Raw genomic sequence first — 25,311 nt, 5'->3', positions numbered from 1 at the left:
CCCATGGCGGGCAAATCATGCCCCGGAGAAAACCATACATTGCAAATTTCGGCTTCATTTTGCCCCTTTCGCTTCCTGGTTTTGCCCCGACAGGGACTTGGCAACCAGAGAAGTTGATAATATTCGTCAATAACTTGATCGCTTGGCGCTATATATCGGCACATAACGGAATGGGATATCGGACCGTGCGACCATCAAACAGAAAACCGGCAATTCAGGTCGAGACGGTTCTTTCCAAAGTATCCCTGCTGGCCGGTCTTGAGCCGCAGGATCTGCGACGGTTCGCCGATGATCTCGACTCGATGACCGTGAACACCGGGCAGACCGTGGTCGAGCAGGGCGAAACCTCGACCGAGATGTATGTCGTGCTCTCCGGTCGTCTTGTCGGCCTGCTGTTGTCGCCCAATGGCAAGGAAGTGGCGTTCACCGAGATCACCGCCGGCCGCTATTTCGGCGAGTTGGCCGCGCTGGACAATCGCCCCCGGTCGCTGACGATTTCAGCGGCGGAACCCACGGTACTGGGGCGGATGTCGGCGGACAGGCTGCTGGCCTGGATGGCCGAGGTGCCGCGGCTGGCGCGCAACCTCGCCATCGACCTGGCCGAGCGGAACCGGGCCCTGACCGAACGGGTGTTCGGGCTGGTGGTGCATGATGTCGACAAACGGGTGCGCGCCTTTCTGCTGCAACAGGCGCAGATCGAGCACCAGCTCAAGCCCGGCGGCGTGCTGGACCCCTGCCCGACCCATGACGTGATCGCCAACTATATCGGCGCCACACGCGAAGCGGTCAGCCGGGTGATGGCGCGGCTGGCGGCCACCGGCGTGATCGAAACCGGCCGCCGCCGGTTGGAGATTCTGGATATCGACCGGCTGTTCGAAGGCTTATGAGCCCCCCCACCCACGCTGAAGCCGCTGGCAGAGCGGCAGCATCCAGCGCTCGCCGGCGCGCACATCCTGTTCCAGAATGCTCAGATCCGCGGTCGGCGCCGGTAGACCGGTGGCCTCTTCGGCCATGGCGTGGATGGTGCGGAATGTCGGGTTGAGAAACAGAAACCCCTGGTTGGTCAGAACCGTCAGGGCCTGTTCGAAATCTTCCTGGCCCTGTTCGACATTGCCCTCGGATATCCTGCCGATCCCCGTCAGCATGCGCGCGTAGACAACCCAGAAGCCCAGATCCTTTTCCTTGGCCAGCCGCGCCAGCCGGGCCGAGTACGCGCGGAAGGCGGGCCAGTCGCCGGACACCGCCGAGGGGAAAGCCGCGCCAAAGGTCAGGGTATGGCACAGGGTGTGGGTCAGTTCGGTCTGGAGCGCTGCCGCGATGGCCCGGTCGATGGCCTGGCGCGTGCGTGCTTGTGGCGCGGTGAACGCGTTGATGGCGGCGACGCAACACAAGACGGTGGCATGATTGTCGGTCGCGCCGAACAGCCGCATCGGTTCGGCGTGCCGCGCCGGATCGTAAGTGTTCAGAAAGCGGTCGAGATGGACCCGGGCGGCCTCGAACTCGCCCCGGAACATCAGGCTGGATCCCAGCATACGGTCGAGAACCAGCGCATGCAGGCCGCTGGGGTCGGCCTCGGCGATCTCGGCCAGGCCCGAGGCGAACTCGTAACTTGCGTCGATATCGCCCTGCACGCTGTAATCGATCCAGCGAAAGAACATGGCCGAGAACACCCGCTGGCTGCCGCCGGTGCGCTCGATCAGCGCATTGATCCGGCCCAGCACATCCTCGCCAGCGGCGCGATAGCCCTTGGCACCGATCAGGGCGGGATACATGGCCAATAGCGTGTCAGCTTCGAAATGGTCGATCCAGTCGCCCTCGGCCTGCGCCATGCGCGGCAACAGCGACAGGGCATGACGGAACAGAGCCACCGCCTCGGCATCCGCCGATTGCGCCGCCGCGTTGCGCCCCGCTTCGGCCCACAGCTCGGCCGCGGGACGCAACCGGCCGGCCCGTTCCAGCTGATCGGCCAGCAGCGTCGGCTCGACCGTCAGGCCGCTCTCGCGCTGGCGGCCAAGCGCGTCGGCGATGGCCGCATGGATCCGTTCGCGGTCGCGGGTGAGAATAATGTCATAGGCGCAATCCTGGAGGAGCTGGTGCCGCAGGACCAGGCGCTTGTCGGGGCTGCTGTCGCGCGACAGGCGTAATTCGGCCAGGCCGGAGGCCACCAGTTCGTCAAGCGCGTCTTCGAAACGCCCCGGTCCGGGCCAGAGGTCGCGCAAGAGCGCGACCGAGGCTTCGCGTCCGATGCTGGCGATCAGTCTGAGCAAGGGGCGCGCTGTGGCAAGCCTGCGGATGCGCGCATGCAGGCTTTGTTGCAGGCTGGAGGGGACGGACAGGTCCGGCAGGTTGTCGGTGGCCGAGCTGTCGGCGGCCGTCAGCCGCGCCCGCATTTCCAGCGCCAGTTCCTCGGCGAACACCGGCACGCCCTCGGCGCGGGCGACCAGCGGCGCGACCAGCGCCTCGCTCCCGTCGGCCCCGGCCAGCACGCTGCGCACGATGCTGTTGGTGTGTTCCGGCGACAGCAGACCCAGCGAGATCGGCACCGCGCCATCAATCCTCATCAACCGCTGGTCGGGCAAGGCGTTGCGCGCGGACGCGATCAGAAGCAAACCCGGGGGCCGCAGCGCGGCCAGCGCCAACAGGACTTCGAGCGTTGACGGATCGGCCCATTGCAGATCGTCGATCCAGAGCGCATGCGACCCCGAGACCGAGGCGCCAAAATAATCGGCCATCGCCCCGATCACCCGGGTACGGCGCTGGCGGCGCTCGGCCCGGGTTGCCGTCGGTATGCCGTCCAGCTCGGTGCATAGCAGGTCGGCGGCGGGCGTGTTTTCCTGTGTCAGCAACAGCCGGAACACCTCGAACGGCTTGTCCCGGCCATGCGCCGGGCAGGTCACATGGCGCACCTGATGCCCCTCGCGCCGCAGGTTCGCCAGGAACTCGCTGACCAGCCGCGATTTTCCGATCCCGTGTTCGCCCGCCACCGTGACCAGGTTGAATGCCCCCATTCCAACGGCGTTCCAACAGGCCGACAGCCTTGCCAGCTCGGCCCGGCGGTTGACAAAGGGAACCCGCTCGGGCTGCGACAGCAGCGCCGCGTTGATATAGGGCGACCGTTCCGCGCCAACTTCGTAGAGCGGCGCGGGCTCTTCGATCCCTTTCAGATGCCGCAGACCGAGAAAGCGCAGGTTGAAATGCTGCTTGACCAGCGCCGCCGTCGTATCGGCAATGACAACCTTGCCCGGTTGCGCCTCGGCCTGGAGCCGGGCGGCGGTGTTCACCACGGCTCCATAGGCCCGGCCACCGCGTTCATACTGGCTGAGCTGGCGGTCTCCGACTACCACGGGACCCGAGGCAACGCCGACACGGACCTGAAGCATGTCGCCAGTCGGAGTCGACAGCTGGTTGACCTGGTCGATCGCCTCGCGCGCGGCAAGGACGCCGCGCAGGGCGGCGTCCTCCAGTGCATCGGGATAACCGAAATAGATCAGCACACCGTCGCCGTGATACTGCGCGACATGCCCGCCATAGCGGTCCACGGCGGTATCGACCGCGTGATAGAACCCGGCCAGCAGGTCGGTAAAGCGCTCCTCTCCCAGGTCATGGGCCAGGCCGGTGGAGCCGACAAGATCGCAGAACACCACGGTCAGGTAAATCCGCTCGCCCTCGTCGCCCGCATGCGGGGTGACGGCGGTCCGGCTCGTCTTCTGCTCGGCGATCCGGGCCAGAATCTTGCGCCGGTGACCAAGCGATTTCACCCCGAGATCGGCCAGATCCTGGTCCGTCAGATGGTCAAGGACCTCAAGGTCGATATCGGCGCTCTCGAACTGTTCCCTATATGAGCCGAGTCCCATCTGATCCAGGAAGGAGGCGACAGAGCCGATATCCCGGTAACCGTCATTCATTTACACTTACCCGGCGGCCGCCTGAATCGGATCCTCGAAACCTTTGAAACCGGGGGGAAACCCGGGGCCGGGCGGGTGCCATTCGAGCGGCGCGATGCTTTGCGGAAAGCGCAGCAGGTTAAGGGGATCGTATTTACCCTTGATCAGCCGCAACAACCAATAGTTGTCGCCCCAATACTGCTCGGCAAACCCCGGATTATCCGGGCTTGGATAGTTCTGATAGCTCTGACCGGTCCAGTGCGGGGCAAAGGTCTCTTCCCATCCCTTGATGAACTGCATCATCTGCTCTTCCTCCTGCTCGGTCAGCCAGAAGACATCGAAGAACAGATCGCAATACACATCCCGGTGAAGGAACGCGTTGCCCCTGACCGGCATGCGGGCAATTGCCCCACCATAGATCTCCATCGCGGCGATGGTATAGGGGCTGGGCGACGAGCGGAAATAGTCCAGCAGCTGTTTCCAGCCATCGGCGGAGACCGGTTTGGCGACATAACGGCTGATCTTGGCCTCGGGCGGCGGCATCGGCGTCATGTCTGCCGGGAACTCGGGCACCTCATAAGGTTCGCTCAGCAGGATGCGATTGAGATCGACATAGGGCTGCGGATCGTAGAGCGCCTGCAAGGTCGCGCCCGGCAAGTCCAGAACCGGGCTCAGAACCGCTTGCAGGTCCTCGCGGCTGCCGCGATAGACGCCGCGCATCAGCAGCACCGGTTCCTTGGGCTGACCGGTCGGGCCCTCAAACGCCCAGATCATCTGATACCCCAGCGTATCGGGCGCACCGGTGCGCATGAAATTCTCTTGCAACCAGGCCAGGGACTGCGCCGCCTTGGCGGTGCCGTCATCCGTCTGCATCGACCAACGCACGGAGAATCCAGAGAAATTCGACCCACGATAGAGGCGGTACTTGACCGCGAGCAGAACGCCGAAATTGCTGCCGGTGCCGCCCCGGACCGCCCAGAACAGATCCGGGTTCAGGTCTGCGCTGGCATGCACGATGCGCCCGTCGGTCAGCATCACGCGGATCTCTTCGACCTGGTCGCAATTCATCCCGAAGATGCGCGCGGTAAACCCGTAGCCGCCACCCTGCATGTAGCCGCCGACGCAGACATCGGGACATGCCCCGCCGGGCGTGTGAAGGTCATAGGTCTGAAGCTTGGCGTTGAACTTGCCGAAATTCGTACCGGGACCGACCCAGGCGCGCAGCGCCTCGGGTGTGATACAGACATCGTTCATCCGGCTGACGTCGATCAGAAAGCCGTTTTGCGATGAAAACCCCGCCGTGCTGTGGCCGCCCGACCGGACCACAACCGCCATCAAGAGGGCCCGCGCCACGCGCAGGCATTCGGCGACATCCGCTTCGACCTCGCAATAGACGATGACTTCGGGACAGGCCGAGAACCGGGGGTTCGACAGCATCCGGTCCGCGTTGTACTCGGGATCCCCCGGCAGGACGACCGTCCCCAGGATGTTCCTTTGCAGCTCTTCGGCATATTTGGCGGGAAGTCCCTGCGTGGACCCCTCCGCTTCTCTCCGGGCTGCCCACATAACCGATCTTTTGCGCAAACGTTGCGCGCGACTATCATACCAAAGCAAGGTTTTGTCCTATCACTTGAAACTGCGGCTCATCCTATGAGTGCAACGAAGTGATTGGCAATTTCCTTTTTGCACGCTGGGCGAGATTTCTCTATCTCGCCCTTGCGTCGGGTCAGATCTTGTCGCGCAGGCTGAACCACAGCATGGCCAGGATCAGCAACGGGGTCCGCAAGGCGGGGCCGCCGGGAAAGCTGGGCGTCGGCACACTGGCCATGACGTCAAAGCGTTCGGCCTGTCCGGCGATGGTTTCGGCGGCGATCTGGCCCGACAGGGTCGCCATCGCCACCCCATGGCCGGAGAAGCCCGACAGGCTGAGGATATTCCCCGCCAGCCGTTCGTAATGCGGCATCCGGTTCATGGTGATGCCCAGCGTGCCGCCCCAGGCATGGTCGATCCGGATATCGGCCAGTTGCGGAAAGATCTCCAGCATCGGCTTGCGCACCTTGGAGGCGATATCCCTGGGGAAGCGATAGCTGTAACTTTCCGTGCCGCCGAACAGCAGGCGGTGGTCGTCGGAGAAGCGGAAGTAGTTGACCACGAACTTGCTGTCGGCCACCGCGACATTGCCCCGGATCAGGCTTTCCTGCCGCTCGGGCGTCATCGGTTCGGTCGCGACGACATAGTTGTTGATCGGCATGACCCGCGCGGCGACCCGGTCGTCGAGACGCCCGAGATAGCCGTTGCAGCCCATGACCACGTAACGGGCGGTGACTTCGGCCTCGGCGGTCTTGACCCTGGCCGGGTCCGACTCGGTCAGCGACAGAACCTTGGACCCTTCAAAGATCCGGACACCGGCGGCGACCGCCATCCGCGCCAGGCCAAGTGCGAATTCCAGCGGATCGATATGGCCCGCATCCTCGTAGATGCAGCCGCCGAAATAGGCGTCCGAGGCCACCAGATGGCGCATCTCTTCCCGGTCCAGCGCGCGGATATTGGTATAGCCGTAGGTATCCTGCAAGTGGCGGACATGGTCGTGGCTGTGGCGCACGAAGCGTTCCCGGTGATCGGCGTGGATGATGCCGGGATGGAAATCGGCATGCACCAGATCCGAGGTCGACAGGTCCCGCACAAGATCGACCGACTGCCGCGCGATCTGCCACAGGGCGCGGGCGTGATCCGGGCCGACCATCTTCTCCAGCTCTGCCTGCTCGACCCGCTGGCCCTGTCCCACCTGGCCGCCGTTGCGGCCAGATGCGCCAAAGCCCACGCGCTGCGCCTCGAGCAGGATCACGTCATAGCCCCGCTGCGCCAGATGCAGCGCCGCCGACAAGCCGGTGAAGCCGCCGCCGATCACGCAGACGTCGCAGGCAAGCGCCCCTTGCGCCTCGGCGAAGGGCTCCAACGGCTTGGCCCGGGCGGCATAATACGAGGGCGGGTAATGCCCCTGGCGGTCGTTTACGGTCAGCAGATCCATCGGCAGTTTCCTGTCCTTTTGCCGACAGACATAGCAGCCCGGAGGAGTTTCCGCCAGATATGATCAAATTATTTTGTGGTGATTGCCGTCACCCGCTGGTGCCGATCAGGGCCACGCCGACAGCCATCAGAACCGCCGCGCCCAGCCGTCGCTTCCAGTTGCCCTCGCCAAGAAAGACAAACCCGATCAGGGCCGCGAAAATGACCGAGGTCTCGCGGAGCGCCGAAACCGCGCCCAGCGGGGCGAAGTTCTTGGCATACAGAACCAGACCATAGGCCGTCATCGACACCAGCCCGCCGACGATCCCCACCATCCAGACGCGCGGTTTCAGCCCGGGCAGGGCCGCGCGTTTGCGCAGCGCGACAAATCCGGCAATGAAGATATGCAGAAGCGCACCCCAGGCCCAATAGCCCAGCGTGTTCTGCGACAGGCGGACACCGATGCCATCCACCACCGAATAGGCCGAAATACAAAGGCCTGTTCCAACGGCAAAGCCAAGCGCGGTACGTCCGACCCCATGGCGCAGCGCCGCCCAGCTGCTGATCTGAATGCCCAGGGCGATGGTGGCGATGCCCAGCCAGGCCTGAAGCGGCAGCACCTCACCCAAGAGCAGCATCGCCCAAAGGGCGACAAGCGCGGGCACGATCCCGCGCGCGATCGGATAGACGACGCTCAGATCGCCATGCCGATAGGCCTGCCCCAGCATGTAGTAATAGCCGAAATGGATCACGGTCGAGAGCAGGATATAGGGCACGCTTTCCGGCGCGGGCGGCGGCAGCAGGATCACCATCACGCCCCCCGCCAACACATGGCCAAAGGCGACGAGACCCAGCATCGTTGTCCTGTCCGCCGCGCTCTTGACGATGGCATTCCAGACCGCGTGCAGCAGCGCCGCCGACAAAATGATCAAAACCACCGAAGGGGTCATATCAGGCGTCTTCCTGTCCGCGTGGCAGGGTTTCGATCAGCCGCGTTTCGAGCAGCTGGCCATTGTGATACAGGATCGGATAGGCGACCGCCGAGATATGGCTGTTGAACTCCCGCAACGCGCGCAGGGTCTCAAGGTGAATGTCGCTGGTCTCGAAGCTTTGTTTCTCACCGTTCTGCAAGCGTTTGAAATGGCGCTTGCGGCTGTCACGCTCGGCGCGTTTCAGCTCGGTTTTTTCCAGGCTCAGCAGGCGCGCGCTTTCCAGATCGTCGGAAATCAGCACATTCGAAGCCAGTTTCAGGTTGGCGATGATCGTCTCGTGCATGTTCTGAAGCTCGGACCACCCCTCGCGAGAGAAGCTCTTGCCGGTCTTGCGCAGTTCGCCCGCCAGCACCGTCAGACGCCGGGCGACCACGTCGCCGGCGGTTTCCAGGCGTACCGCATATTCCAGCATGTCGCGGGCGATCTTGGCCGTTTCCTCGCCCATGGTCTCGACCGGCAAGGCCGCCACGAACCGACGGATGCCGGACAGGCATTCGTTGACCTCTTCATCCAGCGCTTGCACCGCCTTGATCCGCGCCTTGTCGCCATCGCGGTAAAGACCCAGCGTCGGCCGGAACATGGCATCGACCAGATCGGTCATCACCAGCAATTCGCGTTTCAGGCTCGACAGCGCCTGAGCAGCGCTGCCGATATGGGCGGGGTCAAGATTGCTGTGCCGCTTCAACAGCGACTCGGCGCTCATAGGGTCGACCGGTTCGGGCAACAGCCGTGTCAGCGGCGCTTCCAGCGCCGAACAGAAAGGCAAGGCCAGGATCAGCAGCGAGGCGTTGAACGCCAGATGCGCGTTGACCAGCATCTGCCCCCCGTAGCCTGCGACATCCAGACCGCCCGCAATGATCATGTTCACGGCAAACAGGCACAGAACGGCCCAGGTGCCGCGCAGCGCCAGATTGCCAAAGGGAATGCGCCGCGCCGTCATCGGCATACCCCTTGTCAGCCAGACGGGGATGAAGGCGCTGCCAAAGTTCGCCCCAAGCACCAGCGACAGACCCGCGACAAAGGGGATCGCTCCGATCTGGACCAGGGTCACGCACATCAGGATGGCGGCGACCGAGGAATGCATGACAAAGGCCAGCGCCGCGCCCACGATAAAGGCGGTGACATAGTCCCGGGCCAAGTATTCGGCGACGGCGGGAAGGAATGCGCTGTCCCGGATCGGATCCATGGCCTCGCGCAGAAAACGCAGGGAAATCAGGATGAAGGCGACGCCCATCAGGATCCGGCCCAACTGGCGTGCCTTGCGCGCCTCGGTCTTGACGAAAAGCCAGCCGCCAACCGCCAGCAGCAGCGGCACCAGCCAGTCCAGCCGGTAGGACAGGACCTGAATGATCAGCGCGGAGCCCAGATCGCCGCCAAGCACAATGGCCAGACCCTGGCCAAATCCCAGCAGTCCGGCACCCGCAAAGCCGGAGGTCAGCAAGGCGACGGCAGCCGAGCTTTGCAGGATCATCGCCATGCAGAGGCCGACGATGCTGGACCGCAAGGCGCCTTGCCGACTGGTCATGACCCTCTGGAACGAGGCGCCATAGGCGCGCTCGATCCCGGTCCGCACCATTCGCACCGCGAACAGCAACAGCATGGTGGCACCGGCCAACTGGAGGAGAAATGCGAATATCGCCATGGTCTAGCCGTTCAAGAGATCAAGCAGGTCGCGATGCAATTCGGGCGACGCGGCAGACACAACGCGCCCGTCCGAGGTCAAGGTCAACGGGTTTCCCTGCCAGTCGGAAATCTCTCCGCCCGCCGCCCGCACAACCGCAGACAACGCCATGTAGTCATAGGGTTGCAGGTCGTAATCGACCACGGCATCGGCATGCCCCATCGCCACAAGGGCATGCGGATAACAGTCATAGCTCAACCGCCGGGTCTGACCACAGCCCATCAACCGCCCGAAGATAGCGGGGTGATCTCGATGGATCTTTTCGCCCTCATTCACGAACAGGCGCGCCGCATCGAGCCTTGTCTGCCCGGACACCCGGATCGCCGATCCGTTCAGCGTCGCGCCTTGCTCCGGAATGCCGATCAGCGTTTCGCGCAGGACCGGCGCCCCGATGACCCCCAGGATAGGCACGCCATCGTCCAGCAGGGCCAGCAGGAAGCCAAAGAGCGGGTGTCCGGTCAGAAAGGACCGGGTGCCGTCGATCGGGTCCACGACCCAGAGATACCGGGAGTCGCTGGCCGTCACCCCATGCTCCTCGCCCAATATGCCGTGTCCGGCGAAATGCTCGGCCAGATAGTCTCGGACCATCTCCTCGACCGCCTTGTCGGCCTGGGTGACGGGGCTTTCATCCCGCTTGAGTTCGACATGCAACTGGCCGCGAAAATACCCGCGCGCGATTTCGGCGGCCTTCTCGGCGATCACCTCGGCATGCGCGGCGAAATCATGACCCGTCAGCATCTGCCCTGCTCCCGTCCAGGGATACCCGATATGGCTGGGCGGTCCAGCAGGACAAAGCCGCATCCGCCTGAGTTCAGCCTATTGCAAACCCTGTTATCTCTCATAAAGATTGTGTTCCCACCGGTGCTGGCAACAAATCTGGCGCGCGCCATCATTCACGTCCGGTTTTGTTGCTTTATTTGGGATTTTGCACGATTTATGCCCGTTTGTACAGAGATCCTGATAGTCATCGCTCTGATCCGGTCAAAACCGGTCAGGCCGTAGCGTATCTACAATGCCGCCGGGTAGATCAGGAACAGGCCAAGCACCAGTGCAAAGAAACCGGCGATCACCACACTCAGCCCGGACAGCCACGACCGGGCGGCGGAAAGCTCCAGATATCGGGCCAGGATCACACGCGCCTTGATCAGCGCCAACACCAGGACGGCGGTGGCCACGATCTGTTGCGGCACCGGCAAAACAGTTGCCCCTGTCGATGCAAGGCTCAGCACCAGCAAGGCCAGCCAGGCCGTGGTCAGACCGGGCCTGTGGCCGTGACGCGGGGTATTGTCAGTGGGGTTCGGGGCAGTCACGATCCTTATCCCAACAGATAGACAACGGGAAACAGCAGGACCCAGATCAGATCGACCATGTGCCAGAACTGTGCGCCCGCCTCTATGTTTCCGGTCTCGTCGCGCCAGGCGACCAGCAGCAGAACCATCACACCCGCCAACACATGCGCGGCGTGAAAACCGGTCAGCAGATAGTAGAACATGAAAAACGGGTGGGTCTCGTAACTGATCCCCTGCGCCGCCTTGCCAGCATATTCGGCGCCTTTCACGATCAGGAACACACATCCCAGCGCCGCCGCCGCCACCAGCGAGAGCCGGGCCTGCGCCCGGCGATCCTTGCGCCGGTACTCCAGCGCCTTGGCCGCCAGAAAGCCGGAAGTGACAAGCACGGCGGTATTCAACGCCGCGCCGGTCCGGTAAAGCGCCGATTGCGCCTCGGCAAAGCCGCTTGGATCGGTCAGGCGGACAGCCATGAAGGCCAAGAGGCCCACGCCGAACACCAAGAGCTCGCTGAAGATCAGCACCCACATCAGCAACTCGCCGGGCAGCGCGTCGATCCCTGAAGTCTGCTTCATGCCCCGACCAATTGCCGATAGATCTGCGGCAGCGCCATGGTCAGGCGATGCGGATCGGGGATGACGGCGAAACCGCCCTGCCCGAACATGCGGGGAAACCAGCTTTTGCCGGATTTGTCGATGGTGACGCCGAACACCGATTGCCCGGCGCGGCGCGCCTCGTGAACGGCCTGCCTGGTATCCTCGATCCCGTGGCGGCCTTCGTAATGGTCAAGGTCATTGGGCTTGCCATCGGTGATGACCAGCAGCAGGCGGCGCTTGCGTGCCTGGCTGGCCAGATCGGCCGAGGCATGGCGCACCGCCGCGCCCAGCCGTGTGTAATGACCGGGCCGCAGCGAAGCGATGCGCCGTTCGACCTGCGCCCCCATCGCCTCGTCAAACCGCTTGCAGCGCTGCACATAGACGCGGTGCCGTTTCAGCGAGCTGAAGGCATGGATGGCGAAATCGTCGCCACAGGCGTTCAGCCCCCAGGCCAGCGCGGCCAGCGCCTCGCGCTCGATGTCGATCACGGCGCGACCGGTGACCGCGCTTTCGGTCGAGCGGCTGACGTCGAGCAGGATCGACACCGCCAGATCCCGCGCCTGCGGCCGGGATTGCAGCCAGACCCGCTCGTTTCCTTCGCCATTGGCGCGGCGGTCGGTTTCAGCCCGAACGGCAGCCTCGATATCCAGTTGGTCGCCGTCCAGATGGCCGCGGGTCATCACCCGTCCGGGGCGCAGCGCCTCGAACTGGCGTCGGACCGCGCGGATGCGGCGGGCGGTGGCCGGATCCTTGGCAAACTCCACCGCGTCGTCGCGAATATCGGCGTCCGAGGTCAGGACGTTGACATGATCCGGCAGGTACTGGCCTGTCCGGACGTCCCATTCGGGATACAGGATACGCCCCGACAGCCGTTCGCGGTCGACGTCCTCGGGCGCAAGATCGAGATGCAGTTTCAACCGGGTCGGCGGCGCCTTGGACACCTGACCCAACCCGATCTCGTCCTGATCGTCAGCGGCCTTTTTGGCGTTGTCGGGATCGTCGTCATCGACCCGGCGATTGAGGTTCAGGAACTCGGCCCAGCTCAGGATGGCTTCGAACTTGTGCAGGATGAAACTGTCGTTGCGCGCGGCCTGATCGGATTTGCGGCGGCGGGCGCGGTGGGTCTTTTCGTTCGACTCCTCGGGCGGCCCTTCGGTATCGCGGCTTTCGACCTCGTGATGTTCGGAAAACGCAACCGCGCGCAGTTCAGGCCAGAGCGGCACCGGGCGGAACGGCTGATAACCGCGCGGCGCGGTGACCTCGCCCGCCTGTATCCGCACGGCCCGGGCCGAAAGTTGCGAAGGATCGCCCAGCATATGGCGGATCAGTTCTTCGACCGCCGCCTCGTCGGGCGGCAGGGCGGGGGTTTCACGATGATGCAACAGGCCCCGGCACAGCTCGGCATAAAGCGGACGCAGGCCCGGTGCATTGTCCAGCGTGGCGTCGACCATGGCCTGCGCGGCCACCAATGCATTCAGATCGGCGCGCAGGGGGTCGGATTCGTCGATCCGCGTATCCGCATGTGCGGCGGCTGCGGCCAGCCAGACATAGAGCGCCCCGTTCGCCTCGCGCACGGGATAGACCGCCAGCCGGTCCGGCAAACGCAGAACCTCGCCATCGAAAGAGGCCCGCGGCAGGATCTCGGCCTCGGTGGCCAGCTTGCGGCGCCAGCTCAGGCGATGGCGGGACAGTTCCGGGGAAACGGGGCGCAGTTCGACACTCGGCTTGCCGCCCAGACCCCGGAAAAGAACGGCCAGCCGCCCCGCGACCTCTGACAGGTCGACCGCGGCTCCTTCGTGCACCAAGGGTGCATCGAGACGGCTGGCAAGGCTGTGCCACAGTTTCCCGATTGTCTCCTCGGGTTCCCATGGCTCAAAGTCGATCTTGACCATCACCGGCCTCACCCAAAGACGGCGGTGGTCAGATCGAGGAGCCCGCGTTTGATATCCTCGTCATCAGTCAGAGGTTCGACCATCGCGGCCAGGATGGCGCGTTCGGTCGGCATGCCCTGGGCGATCAGCGTCGCGGCATAGACGACGAGGCGGGTGGAAACCCCCTCCTCCAGATCCTGTCCCTTGAGCCCGCGCAGCTTGCCCGCGAGGCGGATCAGCGGTTTGCACCGGTCCAGCGGCAGGCCGCTTTCCTCGGAGACGACGCGCGCCTCCAGCTCGGGCGAGGGGAAGTCGAATTCCAGCGACAGGAACCGTTGCCGGGTCGAGGGTTTCAGGGTCTTGAGGATGTTCTGGTAGCCGGGGTTGTAGGAGGCAACCAGCATGAAGCCGGGCGCGGCCTCCAGCTCTTCGCCGGTGCGGTCGATCGGCAGGATGCGGCGGTCGTCGGTCAGCGGGTGCAGCACCACGGTCACGTCCTTGCGGGCCTCGACCACCTCGTCGAGGTAGCAGATCGCGCCCTCGCGCACCGCACGGGTCAATGGCCCGTCGACCCAGACCGTCTCGCCGCCCTTGAGCAGGTAACGCCCGATCAGATCGGCGGCGGCCAGATCGTCATGGCAGGCCACGGTGTAAAGCGGGCGGCCCAGTTTGGCGGCCATATGAGCCACGAAGCGGGTCTTGCCGCAGCCGGTCGGACCTTTCAGAAGGACCGGCAGATTGTTCGAATACGCGGCGGTGAAGACATCGCATTCATCGCCCTGCGGGAGGTAGAAGGGGGCGGCTGCCGCCCCCGTTCCGATGTTCATTGTTCCATCCATATCCATTACTCGGCCGGTGTTTCAGTTGCGCCGCGTTCGATGATTTCCTTGCGCGGCACCCACATGGCGTAGATGAACAGCAGCGCACCGATCACCACCACCAGACCGGATCCGAAGCGCATCCAGTAGAAGATCGCGACCTGATCCTGCACGTCCATGAAGTAGTCGCCCAAGACCCGTTGCAGGTGGGTCTGGATCGTCCCGGCGAATGTCAGCACGAAGGTCATGAAGACCATGCCGCTGCTCATCAGCCAGAAGGAGGCCATGTTCAGAACCTGGTTATAGGGATCGCGGTTCAGCAGGATCGGCATCGCATAGCTGAAGATGGCCAGGTTCAGCGACACATAGGCCCCGAAGAATGCCAGGTGCCCGTGGGCCGCGGTGATCTGCGTGCCATGGGTGTAATAGTTCACCCCGTGCAACGTGTGCAGGAAGCCCCAGACACCGGCGCCAAAGAAGGCGAGCGTCGCACAACCCAGCGACCACAGCAGAGCGGCCTTGTTCGGGTGGTCCCGGCGGCCCTTCCAGACCATGACAAAGGCAAAGGCCATCATCGCGAAGAAGGGGATCACCTCGAGCGAGCTGAAGATCGACCCGATCCACTGCCAGTATGCAGGGGTCCCGATCCAGTAGTAGTGGTGGCCAGTGCCCAGGATGCCCGAGAACAGCGCGGCGGCGACGATGACATAAAGCCATTTCTCGACCACCTCGCGGTCAACGCCGGTGAGCTTGAGCATCAGATAGGCCAGGATCGAGGCCATGATCAGCTCCCAAACGCCTTCGACCCACAGGTGGACGACGTACCACCAGTACTGCTTGTCCAGCGCCAGGTTCGACGGGTTATAGAAGCTGAACAGGAACAGCAGCGCCAGACCCCAAAGACCCAAGAGCAGGATGTTGGTGATCGCGGTCTTCTTGCCCTTCAGCACAGTCATCGACACGTTGTAAAGGAAGATGAGCGCCGCCACCACGATGCCTGCCTTGACCCATTTGGGCTGTTCCAGGAATTCGCGCCCTTCCTTGCCCAGCAGGAAGTTGCCCTCGAACAGGTTGAAGACATAGGTCACCACCACGCCCAGCGTGCCGACCACCAGGATCAGCAGTTGCAGATAGGCCAGCTTGGTGGAGTGGATTTCACGCTCCGCCTCTTCCGGGATCAGGAAATAGGCGGCGCCAAAGAACCCGGTGATCAGCCAGACGATCAACGAGTTGGTGTGCAGCATCCGCACGATGTTGAACGGCAGCAGTTCACTCAGCGTGTTGGGCGCCACATAGATCCAGCCGGCGAGCAGACCGCCCAGCACCTGGATCGCAAACAGGCCCATCGCTACGGCAAAGTAGACAAGGGCGATTTTCTGGGATTCGTATTTCATGTCTCCGCTCCCTTCTCAGCCCGCCTCGTTGGGCGGCCAGCCCTGGGTGTCGATCGTGTTCGTCCACAGCAGGAAATCGGCAAGCTGGCGGATTTCCTCGTCGCTGAGGTTGAACCTTGGCATCTGTCTCCGGCCCTCGATCCCGGTCGGTTGCGACTCCATCCAGCCCTTGAGCGTTTCAAAGGCAAGCTCGGGGTCGTCCTGAACACCCCAGCGTGTCATCACGTTCCCGACCTCGGGCGCAAAGTATGCGCCTTCGCCCAGGATCGAGTGACAGTTGATGCAGGCGTGTTTTTCCCAAACATGTTTCCCGGCCGCGACGCTGGCGGTCAGGGTTTCCGCGTTTGTCGAAGTGGTCGTGATGTAACGATGGGAATGGGCTGACAGAGCCAGAAAGATGATAATGAAGAACAACGACCCGCCATAGAATATGTTGCGGGCCATGCTTTTTGTCATGACTTCGCGCATTGCGCTCTCCTTTGCGCCGCGTTTCTGGTGCGGCGATCATCGACTGCGGCGGGTCCAGCCGCCTTAACCAAAGTCAAGACCGGGACAATGGAGTTTGGTCGGGGCCGCTCCGGATCATTTTGCAAATGCCTCGCAGAAGCATATGCATCTGTAATCATTGACATTTTCGGCACATGTTCTTATCTGAGCCGCATCGGGGAGTAGCAGCCGCAGCGATGCGGGATTGCGTCAACACACTCGCGCGGACGCGCGTGGCGCAGTCAGCCCGGGCCACCGGCCCGCGCCTTGCAAGACCGTGGTGACAGGACTCGGTGGGCAGAGTCCGGCCGTCACCCGGTAAGGCCCCGGAGATATGCACCATGACAGGTTTCGCCATCGGCCTTCTGGCCGTCACCCTCTCGCTCGACGCCTTTCTCGCCTCGCTTGGACGGGGTGCCAGAGGCCCGTCGGCTGGTATCGGGCTGGCGCTGCGCACCGGAGTGGTCTTTGGCACGGTCGAAGCGGTAACGCCCCTGATCGGCTGGGGTCTTGGCGTTGCTGCCCTGTCCCATGTTGCAAGCGTCGATCACTGGATCGCATTCGCCCTATTGATGGCGGTCGGGCTGCGGATGGCCCTGCAAGGGGTAAAGCCCCCCGCTCCCTTCCCTTCGGCTGGGCGCGGCACGGCGGCCTTGCTGGCGACGGCTATTGGCACCTCGGTCGATGCGCTGGCGGTTGGCGCCTCGCTGGCCCTGCTCGAAGTCAATATCGTTGCGGTTGCCCTGGCGGTGGGGATCAGTACCCTAATCCTGAGCACCGCCGGCGTTCTGGCGGGCAGATACCTGGGGCAGCGATTTGGCGGCTGGGCCGAACTGTTGGGCGGGCTGGTGCTGATCGGGCTGGGCTGCGCGATCCTCGCCGATCACCTCTCTACCTGATTTTTCGCTGGACCTCGCCGCCGCAGAACCACAGGGTTGACGAAAACCGGACCGGGACAGCCATGGCCGACCAGAAACTTGCACCGATCTGCGCCTTTGATTTCACGGGCGGTCAGTCACGGCCCGTCACCGATGACTGGCCCGCCCCAACCCCCGGCGACGGCACCGCCTTTCGCTGGCTGCATCTGGATCTGGGCAGGCCCGAGACCCGCCGCTGGATCGAACAGAACGTTCCGCCCATCGCGGCCTCTGCCCTGTTGCAATCTGAAACCCGCCCGCGCTGCGACGTGCTGGGCGAGGGGTTGATCCTGAACCTGCGGGGCGTGAACCTGAACCCCGGCTCGAATATCGAGGACATGGTCTCGCTCCGGATGTGGATCCTGCCCAATGCGGTGATCTCCTCCCGGACAAGGCGCATCTGGGCAACGGACGAGATCCAGCGCCGCGCCATCGAAGGCACTGGCCCCGCAACAGTTGGCGGATTTCTGGCCGAGCTTCTGCACGGGCTGTCGCACCGCATCGAACTGGTCTCTCTGGAGCTGGACGACCAGACCGACGGGCTGGAGGAACGCGCCCTGGAGGGCGCGTCTGCCCTGCATGACGATCTCAGCGCGCTGCGTCTGACCGTGATCAAGATGCGCAGGTTCCTGCACCCGCAGCGCGAGGCCCTCGACGCGCTGCTGCGCAACGAATCGCGCCTGCTGGACGCGTCGGAAATCACCGAGTTGCGCGAAGCGGTGAACCGGACGCGCCGCACCATCGAAGAGCTTGACGCCACCCGCGACCGGCTGGTCGCGGTTCAGGACCAGATCGCCTCCGAGCAGGTGCGCATTCTCGGGCGCAACAGTTTCATCCTGTCGATTGTCGCGGCCGTATTCCTGCCGCTGGGGTTTCTGACCGGGCTGTTCGGCGTCAATATCGCGGGCATGCCGGGCACCGAGTCACCTTTGGCCTTCTGGTTCCTGTCCGGCGGCTCGCTGGCGGTCGGCCTTGGGATCTTCCTGGTGTTCCGTGCACTGAAATGGCTGTGACCGGGTGATCACCCCGGCCTGCCCACACGTGGCTGAGTCAGGGCGGGCCACATGGATGTGAGGTACAGCGCAAAGGCCGCGACCCAGAGAACTCCGGTGGCCAGCATGGCCGGGCCATAGAAGTCAGCCACCTCTGTCCCGAACCAGCGCATAAGCGCCGCAACCGCGATCAGGCCATAGCCCCAGGCCATCGGTTGGGGCGCCACCAGAGGCCGCCCGGAATGGCCAAGGGCGGCGCGGCTCATCACCGCCAGGGTCATGCCGCCCACCCCGCCGATGCCCAGCAGGTGAATCCCCACAAGATCGGGCATCAGGTCGAAGCCCGACAGACCCCAGGCCACCATGCCAAGCGCCAGCATCGCCAGCGCCACATGCAGCGACAGCAGGATGGGCTGGCTCCGGCACCACACCCCCGCCCACCCGGCTAGGCGCAGCGCCAGAACGATACCGAATGCAAGCGCCACAAAACTCGTCGCCGTCTGTGACAGATCGATCAGGACGAGACCGGGCAGAACAAGCGCCAGGATCAGACCCGCGCGCTCCAGCACAGGCCGGGACACCGGCCATTTCGCCTCGGGCACGCCCGCGCGGTTCATGGCGTTGCGGGTAAAGGCGGGCGTGATCCGCCCGCCAAGGACAGCGATCAGCGCGCATAATGTGATCAGCCCGGCGCGCAGCCCGGATGAGGCGTCGCCGACATCCGCGCCCAGCCAGTCAAGATGCACCGACAGATTCGCACCCCACAGGTAACCGAGGAAGACCAGAAACATCAGGTTCTGCGGCTTTGGCCGCTTGACCAGCTGCGACAGGATCTTCAGCGCCAGCACCGGCAGAAAGGCCAGGTCCACGACCGCCACCAGCACCGGCGGCAAGACGCCGGCGTACCAGACGGCAAGCCGCCCCAGAAACCACAATCCGGCGGCCAGCGCGATGAACCCCTGCCGCGCGCCCGGCGCACCGGTCCAGTTCGGAACGGCTGTCAGGAAAAATCCGCCGATGGCCGCCGTGGCATAGCCAAATATCATCTCATGCGCGTGCCACAGGGTCGGGGTATCGCCCAATCCCGGCCCATCGCCCGCAATGTAAAGCGTCCAGACCAGACCGGTGAACAGGCCATAAAGCCCCGCGGCCAGGAAAAACACCCGGAAACCTTCGGAAAACAATCGGATAAAGGCAGGCATACGTGTCTCCTGTGCCGCGTGACGCTGTGCGGCGATCTGTTCGCTGATCCTGAACCCAGAATTGCCAGCGGCAACAGGCGGCGCCTTAACGAAAGTCAAGGATCACCCGTCCCGGCGGTGTCAGTCTCGACCCTGCCTCACCAGCCTTCGACGGAGATACCGTTATGAGACCAACCAAAGCCATTCGCAGATCCCTGCTCCTGACAAGCGCCGCGATGGCGCTCGGTCTGGCCGCACCCATGGTTGCCGCACAGGACACCCACGGGTCTGATGCAGGCTCTGCCTATCAGCCAAGCATGACCACCCTTGGTCAATTGAACCTGGAAATTCCCGGCCGCCGCGAAGGCGACCCGGTGATGACCCAGGAAGAGTACAACATCGGCAACAAGATCTATTTCGAGCGCTGCGCCGGCTGTCACGGCGTGCTGCGCAAAGGGGCCACCGGCAAGCCGCTGACCACCGACATCACCCGCGACGTGGGCTATGAATACCTGCGCGATTTCATCACCTACGGCTCGCCTGCCGGGATGCCCAACTGGGGTACTTCGGGCGAGATGAGCGAGGAAGAAATCGACATCATGGCGCGCTACATCCTGCTCGATCCGGCCTCGCCGCCGGAATTCGGCATGGCCGAGATGCGCGAAACCTGGAAAGTTCTGGTCGCGCCAGAGGATCGCCCGACCGAAAAGATGAACGATATCGACATCGACAACCTGTTCTCGGTCACGCTGCGTGATTCCGGCCAGGTGGCGCTGATCGACGGTGCAAACTACAAGATCCATGCCGTGATCAACACCGGTTATGCCGTCCATATCAGCCGGATCTCGGCCTCGGGCCGCTATCTCTTCGTGATCGGCCGTGACGCCAAGGTCAACATGATCGACCTGTGGATGGAAACCCCGGCAACCGTTGCCGAGATCAAGGTCGGCTCCGAGGCGCGCTCGATCGAGACCTCGAAATTCAAGGGGTTCGAGGACAAATATGCCATCGCCGGTTCCTACTGGCCGCCGCAATACGTGATCATGGACGGCGACACGCTGGAACCGCTCAAGATCAAGTCGACCCGCGGCATGGTCTATGACGAGCAGAGCTATCACCCGGAACCGCGCGTGGCCTCCATCGTGGCCAGCCACTACAACCCCGAGTTCATCGTCAACGTCAAGGAAACCGGCAAGATCCTGATGATCGATTATTCGGACATCAAGAACCTCAAGGTGACCGAGATCGAGGCCGAACGCTTCCTGCATGATGGCGGGTTCGACAGTTCCAAGCGCTACTTCCTGGTGGCCGCAAACGCCCGTGGCAAGGTCGCCGTGGTCGATACCAAGGACAGCACCCTGACCGCGCTGGTTGAAACCGGCGGTCAGACACCGCACCCGGGCCGGGGCGCCAACCTGATGCACCCGACCTATGGCCCGGTCTGGGCAACCTCGCACCTCGGCGATGAAACCGTGGCGCTGATCGGCACCGATCCCGAAGGTCACCCCGACCACGCCTGGAAGGTCGTGCAGACCCTCTATGCACAGGGCGGTGGCTCGCTCTTCGTGAAATCGCACCCGACCTCGGAGCATCTCTATGTCGATGCGCCGCTGAACCCGGATGCGGAAATCTCGGGCTCGGTCGCGGTCTTCAAGCTGGGTGATCTTACCCAGGAAGAGCCGGAATACACCGTGCTTCCGATCGTGGAATGGGCCGATATCGGCGAGGGCCAGCCCCGCGTCGTGCAAGGCGAGTTCAACCAGGAAGGCAACGAGATCTGGTTCTCGGTCTGGAACGCCAAGGACCTGGAAAGCGCCATCGTCGTGGTCGACGACAAGACGCTGGAACTCAAGGCCGTGATCAAGGACCCGCGCCTGATCACCCCGACCGGCAAGTTCAACGTCTATAACACTCGGTCCGACGTCTACTGACGTCGAACCACGGGCGGGCCCGGTTGCGTCCCTGGTCCGCCCTTTCTGTCCCTTCTCCAGCCAGTCGCCCCAACCTGACGGAGCCAGCCATGCATATCGCCGGAAAAGTTCACCTGATCGGAGCGGGTCCGGGAGACCCCGAATTGATGACCCTGCGCGCCCTGCGGATGCTGCAAGAGGCCCAGGTGGTGGTCTATGACCGGCTGGTCAGCCCCGAGATCGTGGCGATGGCCCCCAAGGATGCCCGCATGATACCGGTGGGCAAATCTCCCAAATGCCATCCCGTACCACAGGACCGGATCAACCAGATCCTGCTGGAAGAAGCGATGGCCGGTCATGTGGTCGCCCGTCTCAAGGGCGGCGATCCGATGATCTTTGGCCGCGGTTCCGAAGAGGCCGCGCATCTTCTGGCCCATGGCGTACCGGTCGATTACGCCCCCGGCATCACTGCCGCGCAGGGCGCCAGCAGTTCCACCGGCGTGCCGCTGACCCATCGCGGGCTGGCGACCTCGGTCCAGTATGTCACCGGCCACAGACAGGCGGACCGGGTGCTGGACCTCGACTGGAAGCGCCTCGCCGATCCCGACAGCACCCTTGTCGTCTATATGGGCGTGGCCAATATCGGACAGATCGCTATGGGCCTGATGACCGAAGGCCTGCCCGCCGCAACGCCGGTTCTGGCTGTCAGCCAGGCGACAACGGCACAGGAGCGTCGGCTTGTATCGCGGTTGGACAAGATCGCCACCGATGCCCGCACGGCCGATCTGGCCGCGCCCACCCTTTTCATCATCGGCCAGGTCGTTTCGCTCTATGCCGAACATTCCTTTCACGACCTGATGGATCAGGTGGCGGCCCATGGATGACGTTCCGTTGATCCGCACCCAGAAACCGGACAGGTCGGCCCCGGCGCTGGCCCTGACGATGCTGTTCCTCGCCACCACCGCCTTTGCCGCCGATGCCATCGACCCCGCCGCCCTGAAACGTCTGGTGCAGCAGGACTGCGGCTCGTGCCATGGGCTGACGCTCAAGGGCGGACTTGGCCCCGACCTGCGCGCCGAATCGTTGCAGCACTATGACCCCGAGGTCCTGACCTCGGTGATCCTCGACGGCATCCCTGACACGGCCATGCCGCCCTGGCGGCCGCTGATGACCGAGGAAGAGGCCGAATGGATCGCCCGCTATCTGCAAAACCCGGAGGGCAAATGAAACCTTTCGCACTCGCCCTTGTCGCGGCTCTATGGGCCGGAACCGCCGCCGCCGAAACCATCGCCACCGGAGATCTGGGGCTGGTGATCGAGCGCGCCACCGGCTCGGTCCTTCTGGTCGATCAGTCCGACCGCGCCGCGCTCGCCCGGATCGAGGGCTTGGGCGATCTGTCCCATGCCTCGCTGGTCTATTCCCCCGACGAACGCTTCGCCTATGTCTTTGGCCGCGACGGCGGGTTGACCAAACTCGATATCACCACCCGCCAGATCGTGGGCCGCGTCGTGCAATCGGGCAACGCCATCGGCGGCGCCATCTCCGATGACGGCAGGCTGGTCGCCGTGTCCAACTATGAACCGGGCGGCGTGCGCGTCTTTGACGCCGACACGCTGGAGATGGTTGCCGACCTCCCCACCGGCGGCAAGACCATCGGGCTGGTCGATGCGCCGGGGCGCCGGTTTGTCTTTACCGTCTGGGATACCGGCGAAAGCTGGATTGCCGACTTCTCCCAAACGCCGCCGCAGATCACCACCATTCCCGGCATGGGCAAGAACCCCTATGACGCGCTGATCACCGGGAATGGCCGCACCTATATCACCGGCCTGTTCGGCGAGGATGGGCTGACCGCGCTGGACCTCTGGTCTGAGGCCCCCGAACCGATCCGCGTTCTGCCCGGCTATGGCCGGGGCGAGCAGGAAATGCCGGTCTACAAGATGCCGCATCTCGAAGGCTGGGCGCTGACCGGGCGCGAATTTGTGCTGCCCGCCGTTGGTCACAGCCAGGTTCTGTGGATCGACGCCGACACATTGACCGAAACCGGGCGCACCCAGACGTATGGTCAACCGGTCTTTGCCATGGCGCGCCCCGACGGGCGGCAGGTCTGGGTCAACTTCGCCCATCCGCTGAACGACACGATCCAGGTGATCGACACCGTCACCAAAGAGGTGATCCACGAGTTCAAGCCCGGCCCAGCGGTCCTGCATATGGAGTTCACGCCGCGCGGGCACGAGATCTGGATCAGCGTCCGCGATGCCAACCGCATCATGATCTACGACACGCGGACATTTGAAAAACTGCGCGAAATAGAGGCGGAGAGCCCCTCGGGCATCTTCTTCACCGCCCGGGCGCATAAAACAGGGTTGTGACCGCCATGTGCCATATCACCGATCCCATCGACCGCGCCCTGCTGGACGACTGGCAACGCAACTTTCCGATCACCGACCGCCCCTTTCTGAACATCGCCGAAGAACTGGGGCAAAGCGAAAGCAACGTGATCGCCCGTCTGAAGCGGATGCGCACCTCTGGCCGGATCACCCGCGTCGGCGCCACCGTGGCGCCCGGCACCGCCTCGGCCAGCACCCTGGCCGCCGTCGCAGCACCCGAGGATCAGGTCGAGGAAATCGCCGCGCTGATCGGCGCGGAACCGGGCGTGAACCACAATTACCAGCGCGAGGATGACTGGAACCTCTGGTTCGTGGCCACCGGCCCGGACCGGGCGCATGTGGACGCCACGCTGGCGCGCATCGGCGCGCGGACCGGCCTACGTGTGCTCGACCTGCCACTTGTGCGTCCCTTCAACGTGGATCTGGGGTTCCGCATGGGCGCGGCGACGCCGCGTGTTCCTGCCCGCCGCGAGACCGACGTTTCCGCCCTGCGGCCCGGCGACACGGATCTGCTTCAGGCGCTGACATCGGGGTTGCAGCTGGTCTCGAACCCCTATGCGACCCTGGCCGAAGAGCTAAACCGCGACACCGGCGATGTCATGGCCCGCATCCGGGCGATGCAGGCGGCCGGGATCATCGCGCGGCTGGGCGTGATCGTGCGCCACCGCGCGCTGGGATGGTCCTCCAACGCGATGGTGGTCTGGGATTTGCCGTCCGATGCCATCGCCGCAGCCGGTCCCGCGCTGGCCGCCTGCCCAGGTATTACCCTGTGCTACGAACGGCGCCCCGTGCCCGGTATCTGGCCCTATCGCCTCTACTCGATGATCCACGCCCGCTCGCGCAGCGAAGCGGAAGAGGTTCTGGGCCGCGCCTCCACATTGCCGGAACTGGCTGGAGCCCCGCACAAGGTCCTGTTCTCGACCCGCTGCTTCAAACAGACCGGTGCCCTGATCAAACCCAAGGAGAAGGCCGCATGACACTGGATGACACCGATCGCCGGATCCTGAACCTTATGCAGGACGATCTGCCGCTCTGCCCTGAGCCTTATGCCGCGGTCGCCGCCGAGCTGGGGCTGGCGGAAACCGACCTTCTGGCGCGCCTGGCGCGGATGCAGCAGAGCCGGGTGATCACCCGGTTCGGCCCGTTCTTCGACGCAGCCGCCATGGGCGGCGCCTTCTGCCTTTGCGCTATGGAGGTGCCGGAGGCGGTTTTTGAAACCGTCCTGACCAAAGTCAATGCCCATCCGGAGGTGGCGCATAATTATGAACGCACGCACCGGCTCAACATGTGGTTCGTCCTGGCAACGGAAACGCCCGAAGGAATACAGGTGACCGCCGATGCGATCGAACGGGAAACCGGGATCGCGGTCCTGCGCTTTCCCAAACTGCAAGAGTTTTTCATCGGCTTCCGGGTGGCGGCATGAGCATTTCGGATACGGACAGGCAGATCATCGCAGCAATGCAGGAAGGCCTGCCGCTGGTGCCGCGTCCCTTTGCGGCCATCGCCAGCCAGACCGGCCTGACCGAGGAGGCCCTGCTGCACCGTATCGCCGAGTTGAAGGCGCGCGGCGTGATCCGTCGCATCGCCGCCGCACCCAACCACTACAAGCTGGGCATGACCGCCAACGGCATGACCGTCTGGGATGTCGACGACGCCCGGATCGCCGGGCTTGGCGCGCAGATCGGTGCCTTGCCCTATGTCACCCATTGTTATGAACGCCCCCGCGCACTGCCCGACTGGCCCTATAACCTGTTTGCCATGGTGCATGGCGCTACCCGCGACGAGGTCGAGGCCAAGCGCGGCGAAATCGCCGCGATCCTTGGGTCGGCCTGCCGGGGGCATGACATCCTCTATTCCACGCGCATCCTGAAAAAGACCGGGCTGCGCCTGAAACAGAAAGGCTGAGA

At 63.9% G+C, this 25,311-nt stretch carries 23 protein-coding genes and 1 riboswitch; of the genes, 10 read left to right on the top strand and 13 right to left on the bottom strand.

Annotated features, from left to right (window positions below; genetic code table 11):
- Positions 1 to 170 precede the first annotated feature (170 nt).
- A complete protein-coding gene (locus OE747_RS18275; protein WP_263829980.1) occupies positions 171 to 887 on the top strand; it encodes a Crp/Fnr family transcriptional regulator in 717 nt (238 codons plus the stop codon).
- On the opposite strand, the gene OE747_RS18270 is transcribed toward OE747_RS18275, so the two are convergent.
- The 12 genes from OE747_RS18270 to OE747_RS18215 form a co-directional block, all read right to left on the bottom strand.
- Entirely contained in the window at positions 882 to 3,905 is a 3,024-nt protein-coding gene (locus OE747_RS18270) for an adenylate/guanylate cyclase domain-containing protein (protein WP_263829979.1), read from the bottom strand. The two genes, OE747_RS18275 and OE747_RS18270, sit on opposite strands and share 6 nt — an antisense overlap.
- Before the next feature lie 6 nt (positions 3,906 to 3,911).
- Complete coding sequence (locus OE747_RS18265; protein WP_263829978.1) at positions 3,912 to 5,450, bottom strand: FAD-binding oxidoreductase; 1,539 nt, start codon at positions 5,448 to 5,450, stop codon at positions 3,912 to 3,914.
- A gap of 160 nt (positions 5,451 to 5,610) precedes the next feature.
- The gene (locus tag OE747_RS18260) at positions 5,611 to 6,912 is read right to left on the bottom strand and encodes an NAD(P)/FAD-dependent oxidoreductase (protein ID WP_263829977.1); all 1,302 of its coding nucleotides are present in this window, start codon (positions 6,910 to 6,912) and stop codon (positions 5,611 to 5,613) included.
- A gap of 88 nt (positions 6,913 to 7,000) precedes the next feature.
- Positions 7,001 to 7,840, bottom strand: a complete 840-nt coding sequence (locus OE747_RS18255) for an EamA family transporter (protein ID WP_263829976.1) — start codon at positions 7,838 to 7,840, stop codon at positions 7,001 to 7,003.
- A 1-nt stretch (position 7,841) separates the two neighbouring features.
- The gene (locus tag OE747_RS18250; protein ID WP_263829975.1) at positions 7,842 to 9,524 is read right to left on the bottom strand and encodes a Na/Pi cotransporter family protein; all 1,683 of its coding nucleotides are present in this window, start codon (positions 9,522 to 9,524) and stop codon (positions 7,842 to 7,844) included.
- 3 nt (positions 9,525 to 9,527) lie between these two features.
- A complete protein-coding gene (locus OE747_RS18245) occupies positions 9,528 to 10,301 on the bottom strand; it encodes an inositol monophosphatase family protein (RefSeq protein ID WP_263829974.1) in 774 nt (257 codons plus the stop codon).
- A 269-nt stretch (positions 10,302 to 10,570) separates the two neighbouring features.
- Entirely contained in the window at positions 10,571 to 10,873 is a 303-nt protein-coding gene (locus tag OE747_RS18240; RefSeq protein WP_263829973.1) for a cytochrome C oxidase subunit IV family protein, read from the bottom strand.
- Between the two features lie 5 nt (positions 10,874 to 10,878).
- The gene (locus tag OE747_RS18235) at positions 10,879 to 11,427 is read right to left on the bottom strand and encodes a cytochrome c oxidase subunit 3 (RefSeq protein WP_263829972.1); all 549 of its coding nucleotides are present in this window, start codon (positions 11,425 to 11,427) and stop codon (positions 10,879 to 10,881) included.
- Positions 11,424 to 13,340 carry a nitric oxide reductase activation protein NorD gene (locus tag OE747_RS18230; protein WP_263829971.1) on the bottom strand — a complete coding sequence of 639 codons (1,917 nt, stop codon included), beginning with the start codon at positions 13,338 to 13,340 and terminating at the stop codon, positions 11,424 to 11,426. Before OE747_RS18230 ends, OE747_RS18235 begins: the two co-directional genes overlap by 4 nt.
- A gap of 8 nt (positions 13,341 to 13,348) precedes the next feature.
- Positions 13,349 to 14,158, bottom strand: coding sequence for a CbbQ/NirQ/NorQ/GpvN family protein (locus OE747_RS18225; RefSeq protein WP_404818339.1), 810 nt, complete (start codon positions 14,156 to 14,158; stop codon positions 13,349 to 13,351).
- 5 nt (positions 14,159 to 14,163) lie between these two features.
- Complete coding sequence (locus tag OE747_RS18220; protein WP_263829969.1) at positions 14,164 to 15,531, bottom strand: cbb3-type cytochrome c oxidase subunit I; 1,368 nt, start codon at positions 15,529 to 15,531, stop codon at positions 14,164 to 14,166.
- A gap of 15 nt (positions 15,532 to 15,546) precedes the next feature.
- On the bottom strand, positions 15,547 to 15,999 hold the full coding sequence (locus OE747_RS18215; RefSeq protein ID WP_164132043.1) for a c-type cytochrome: 453 nt from the start codon (positions 15,997 to 15,999) through the stop codon (positions 15,547 to 15,549).
- Positions 16,000 to 16,182: 183 nt separating this feature from the next.
- Positions 16,183 to 16,279, top strand: a riboswitch (yybP-ykoY riboswitch).
- 79 nt (positions 16,280 to 16,358) lie between these two features.
- On the opposite strand from OE747_RS18215, the gene OE747_RS18210 reads away from it, so the two are divergent.
- Positions 16,359 to 16,916, top strand: a complete 558-nt coding sequence (locus OE747_RS18210; protein ID WP_263829968.1) for a manganese efflux pump MntP — start codon at positions 16,359 to 16,361, stop codon at positions 16,914 to 16,916.
- Between the two features lie 62 nt (positions 16,917 to 16,978).
- Entirely contained in the window at positions 16,979 to 17,947 is a 969-nt protein-coding gene (locus OE747_RS18205) for a zinc transporter ZntB (protein WP_263829967.1), read from the top strand.
- Positions 17,948 to 17,955: 8 nt separating this feature from the next.
- Here the strand turns inward: OE747_RS18205 and OE747_RS18200 are convergent, their stop codons facing one another.
- Positions 17,956 to 19,128: an NnrS family protein gene (locus OE747_RS18200; RefSeq protein ID WP_263829966.1), complete on the bottom strand. Its 1,173-nt coding sequence runs from the start codon at positions 19,126 to 19,128 to the stop codon at positions 17,956 to 17,958.
- Between the two features lie 164 nt (positions 19,129 to 19,292).
- Here OE747_RS18200 and OE747_RS18195 point away from each other — a divergent pair, with 164 nt between their 5' ends.
- The 7 genes from OE747_RS18195 to ahbB (OE747_RS18165) all read left to right on the top strand — a co-directional run bounded on the left by OE747_RS18195 (position 19,293) and on the right by ahbB (OE747_RS18165) (position 25,309).
- Positions 19,293 to 21,038, top strand: coding sequence for a cytochrome D1 domain-containing protein (locus OE747_RS18195; protein WP_263829965.1), 1,746 nt, complete (start codon positions 19,293 to 19,295; stop codon positions 21,036 to 21,038).
- Positions 21,039 to 21,127: 89 nt separating this feature from the next.
- A complete protein-coding gene (cobA, locus tag OE747_RS18190; protein WP_263829964.1) occupies positions 21,128 to 21,901 on the top strand; it encodes a uroporphyrinogen-III C-methyltransferase in 774 nt (257 codons plus the stop codon).
- Between the two features lie 58 nt (positions 21,902 to 21,959).
- Positions 21,960 to 22,244 carry a c-type cytochrome gene (locus tag OE747_RS18185; protein WP_263830033.1) on the top strand — a complete coding sequence of 95 codons (285 nt, stop codon included), beginning with the start codon at positions 21,960 to 21,962 and terminating at the stop codon, positions 22,242 to 22,244.
- Positions 22,241 to 23,386, top strand: coding sequence for a cytochrome D1 domain-containing protein (locus OE747_RS18180; RefSeq protein ID WP_263829963.1), 1,146 nt, complete (start codon positions 22,241 to 22,243; stop codon positions 23,384 to 23,386). Before OE747_RS18185 ends, OE747_RS18180 begins: the two co-directional genes overlap by 4 nt.
- 5 nt (positions 23,387 to 23,391) lie before the next feature.
- Entirely contained in the window at positions 23,392 to 24,381 is a 990-nt protein-coding gene (gene ahbB / locus OE747_RS18175; RefSeq protein WP_263829962.1) for a siroheme decarboxylase subunit beta, read from the top strand.
- The gene (locus tag OE747_RS18170) at positions 24,378 to 24,827 is read left to right on the top strand and encodes an Lrp/AsnC family transcriptional regulator (protein WP_263829961.1); all 450 of its coding nucleotides are present in this window, start codon (positions 24,378 to 24,380) and stop codon (positions 24,825 to 24,827) included. Before ahbB (OE747_RS18175) ends, OE747_RS18170 begins: the two co-directional genes overlap by 4 nt.
- A complete protein-coding gene (gene ahbB, locus OE747_RS18165; protein WP_263829960.1) occupies positions 24,824 to 25,309 on the top strand; it encodes a siroheme decarboxylase subunit beta in 486 nt (161 codons plus the stop codon). Before OE747_RS18170 ends, ahbB (OE747_RS18165) begins: the two co-directional genes overlap by 4 nt.
- Positions 25,310 to 25,311 lie beyond the last annotated feature (2 nt).

It is taken from the genome of Ruegeria aquimaris (assembly GCF_025751555.1).
GTDB classification, from domain to species: domain Bacteria; phylum Pseudomonadota; class Alphaproteobacteria; order Rhodobacterales; family Rhodobacteraceae; genus Ruegeria_B; species Ruegeria_B aquimaris.
Note: the sequence above shows the minus strand (reverse complement) of the source record. Positions and strands in the feature narration are given on the sequence as shown.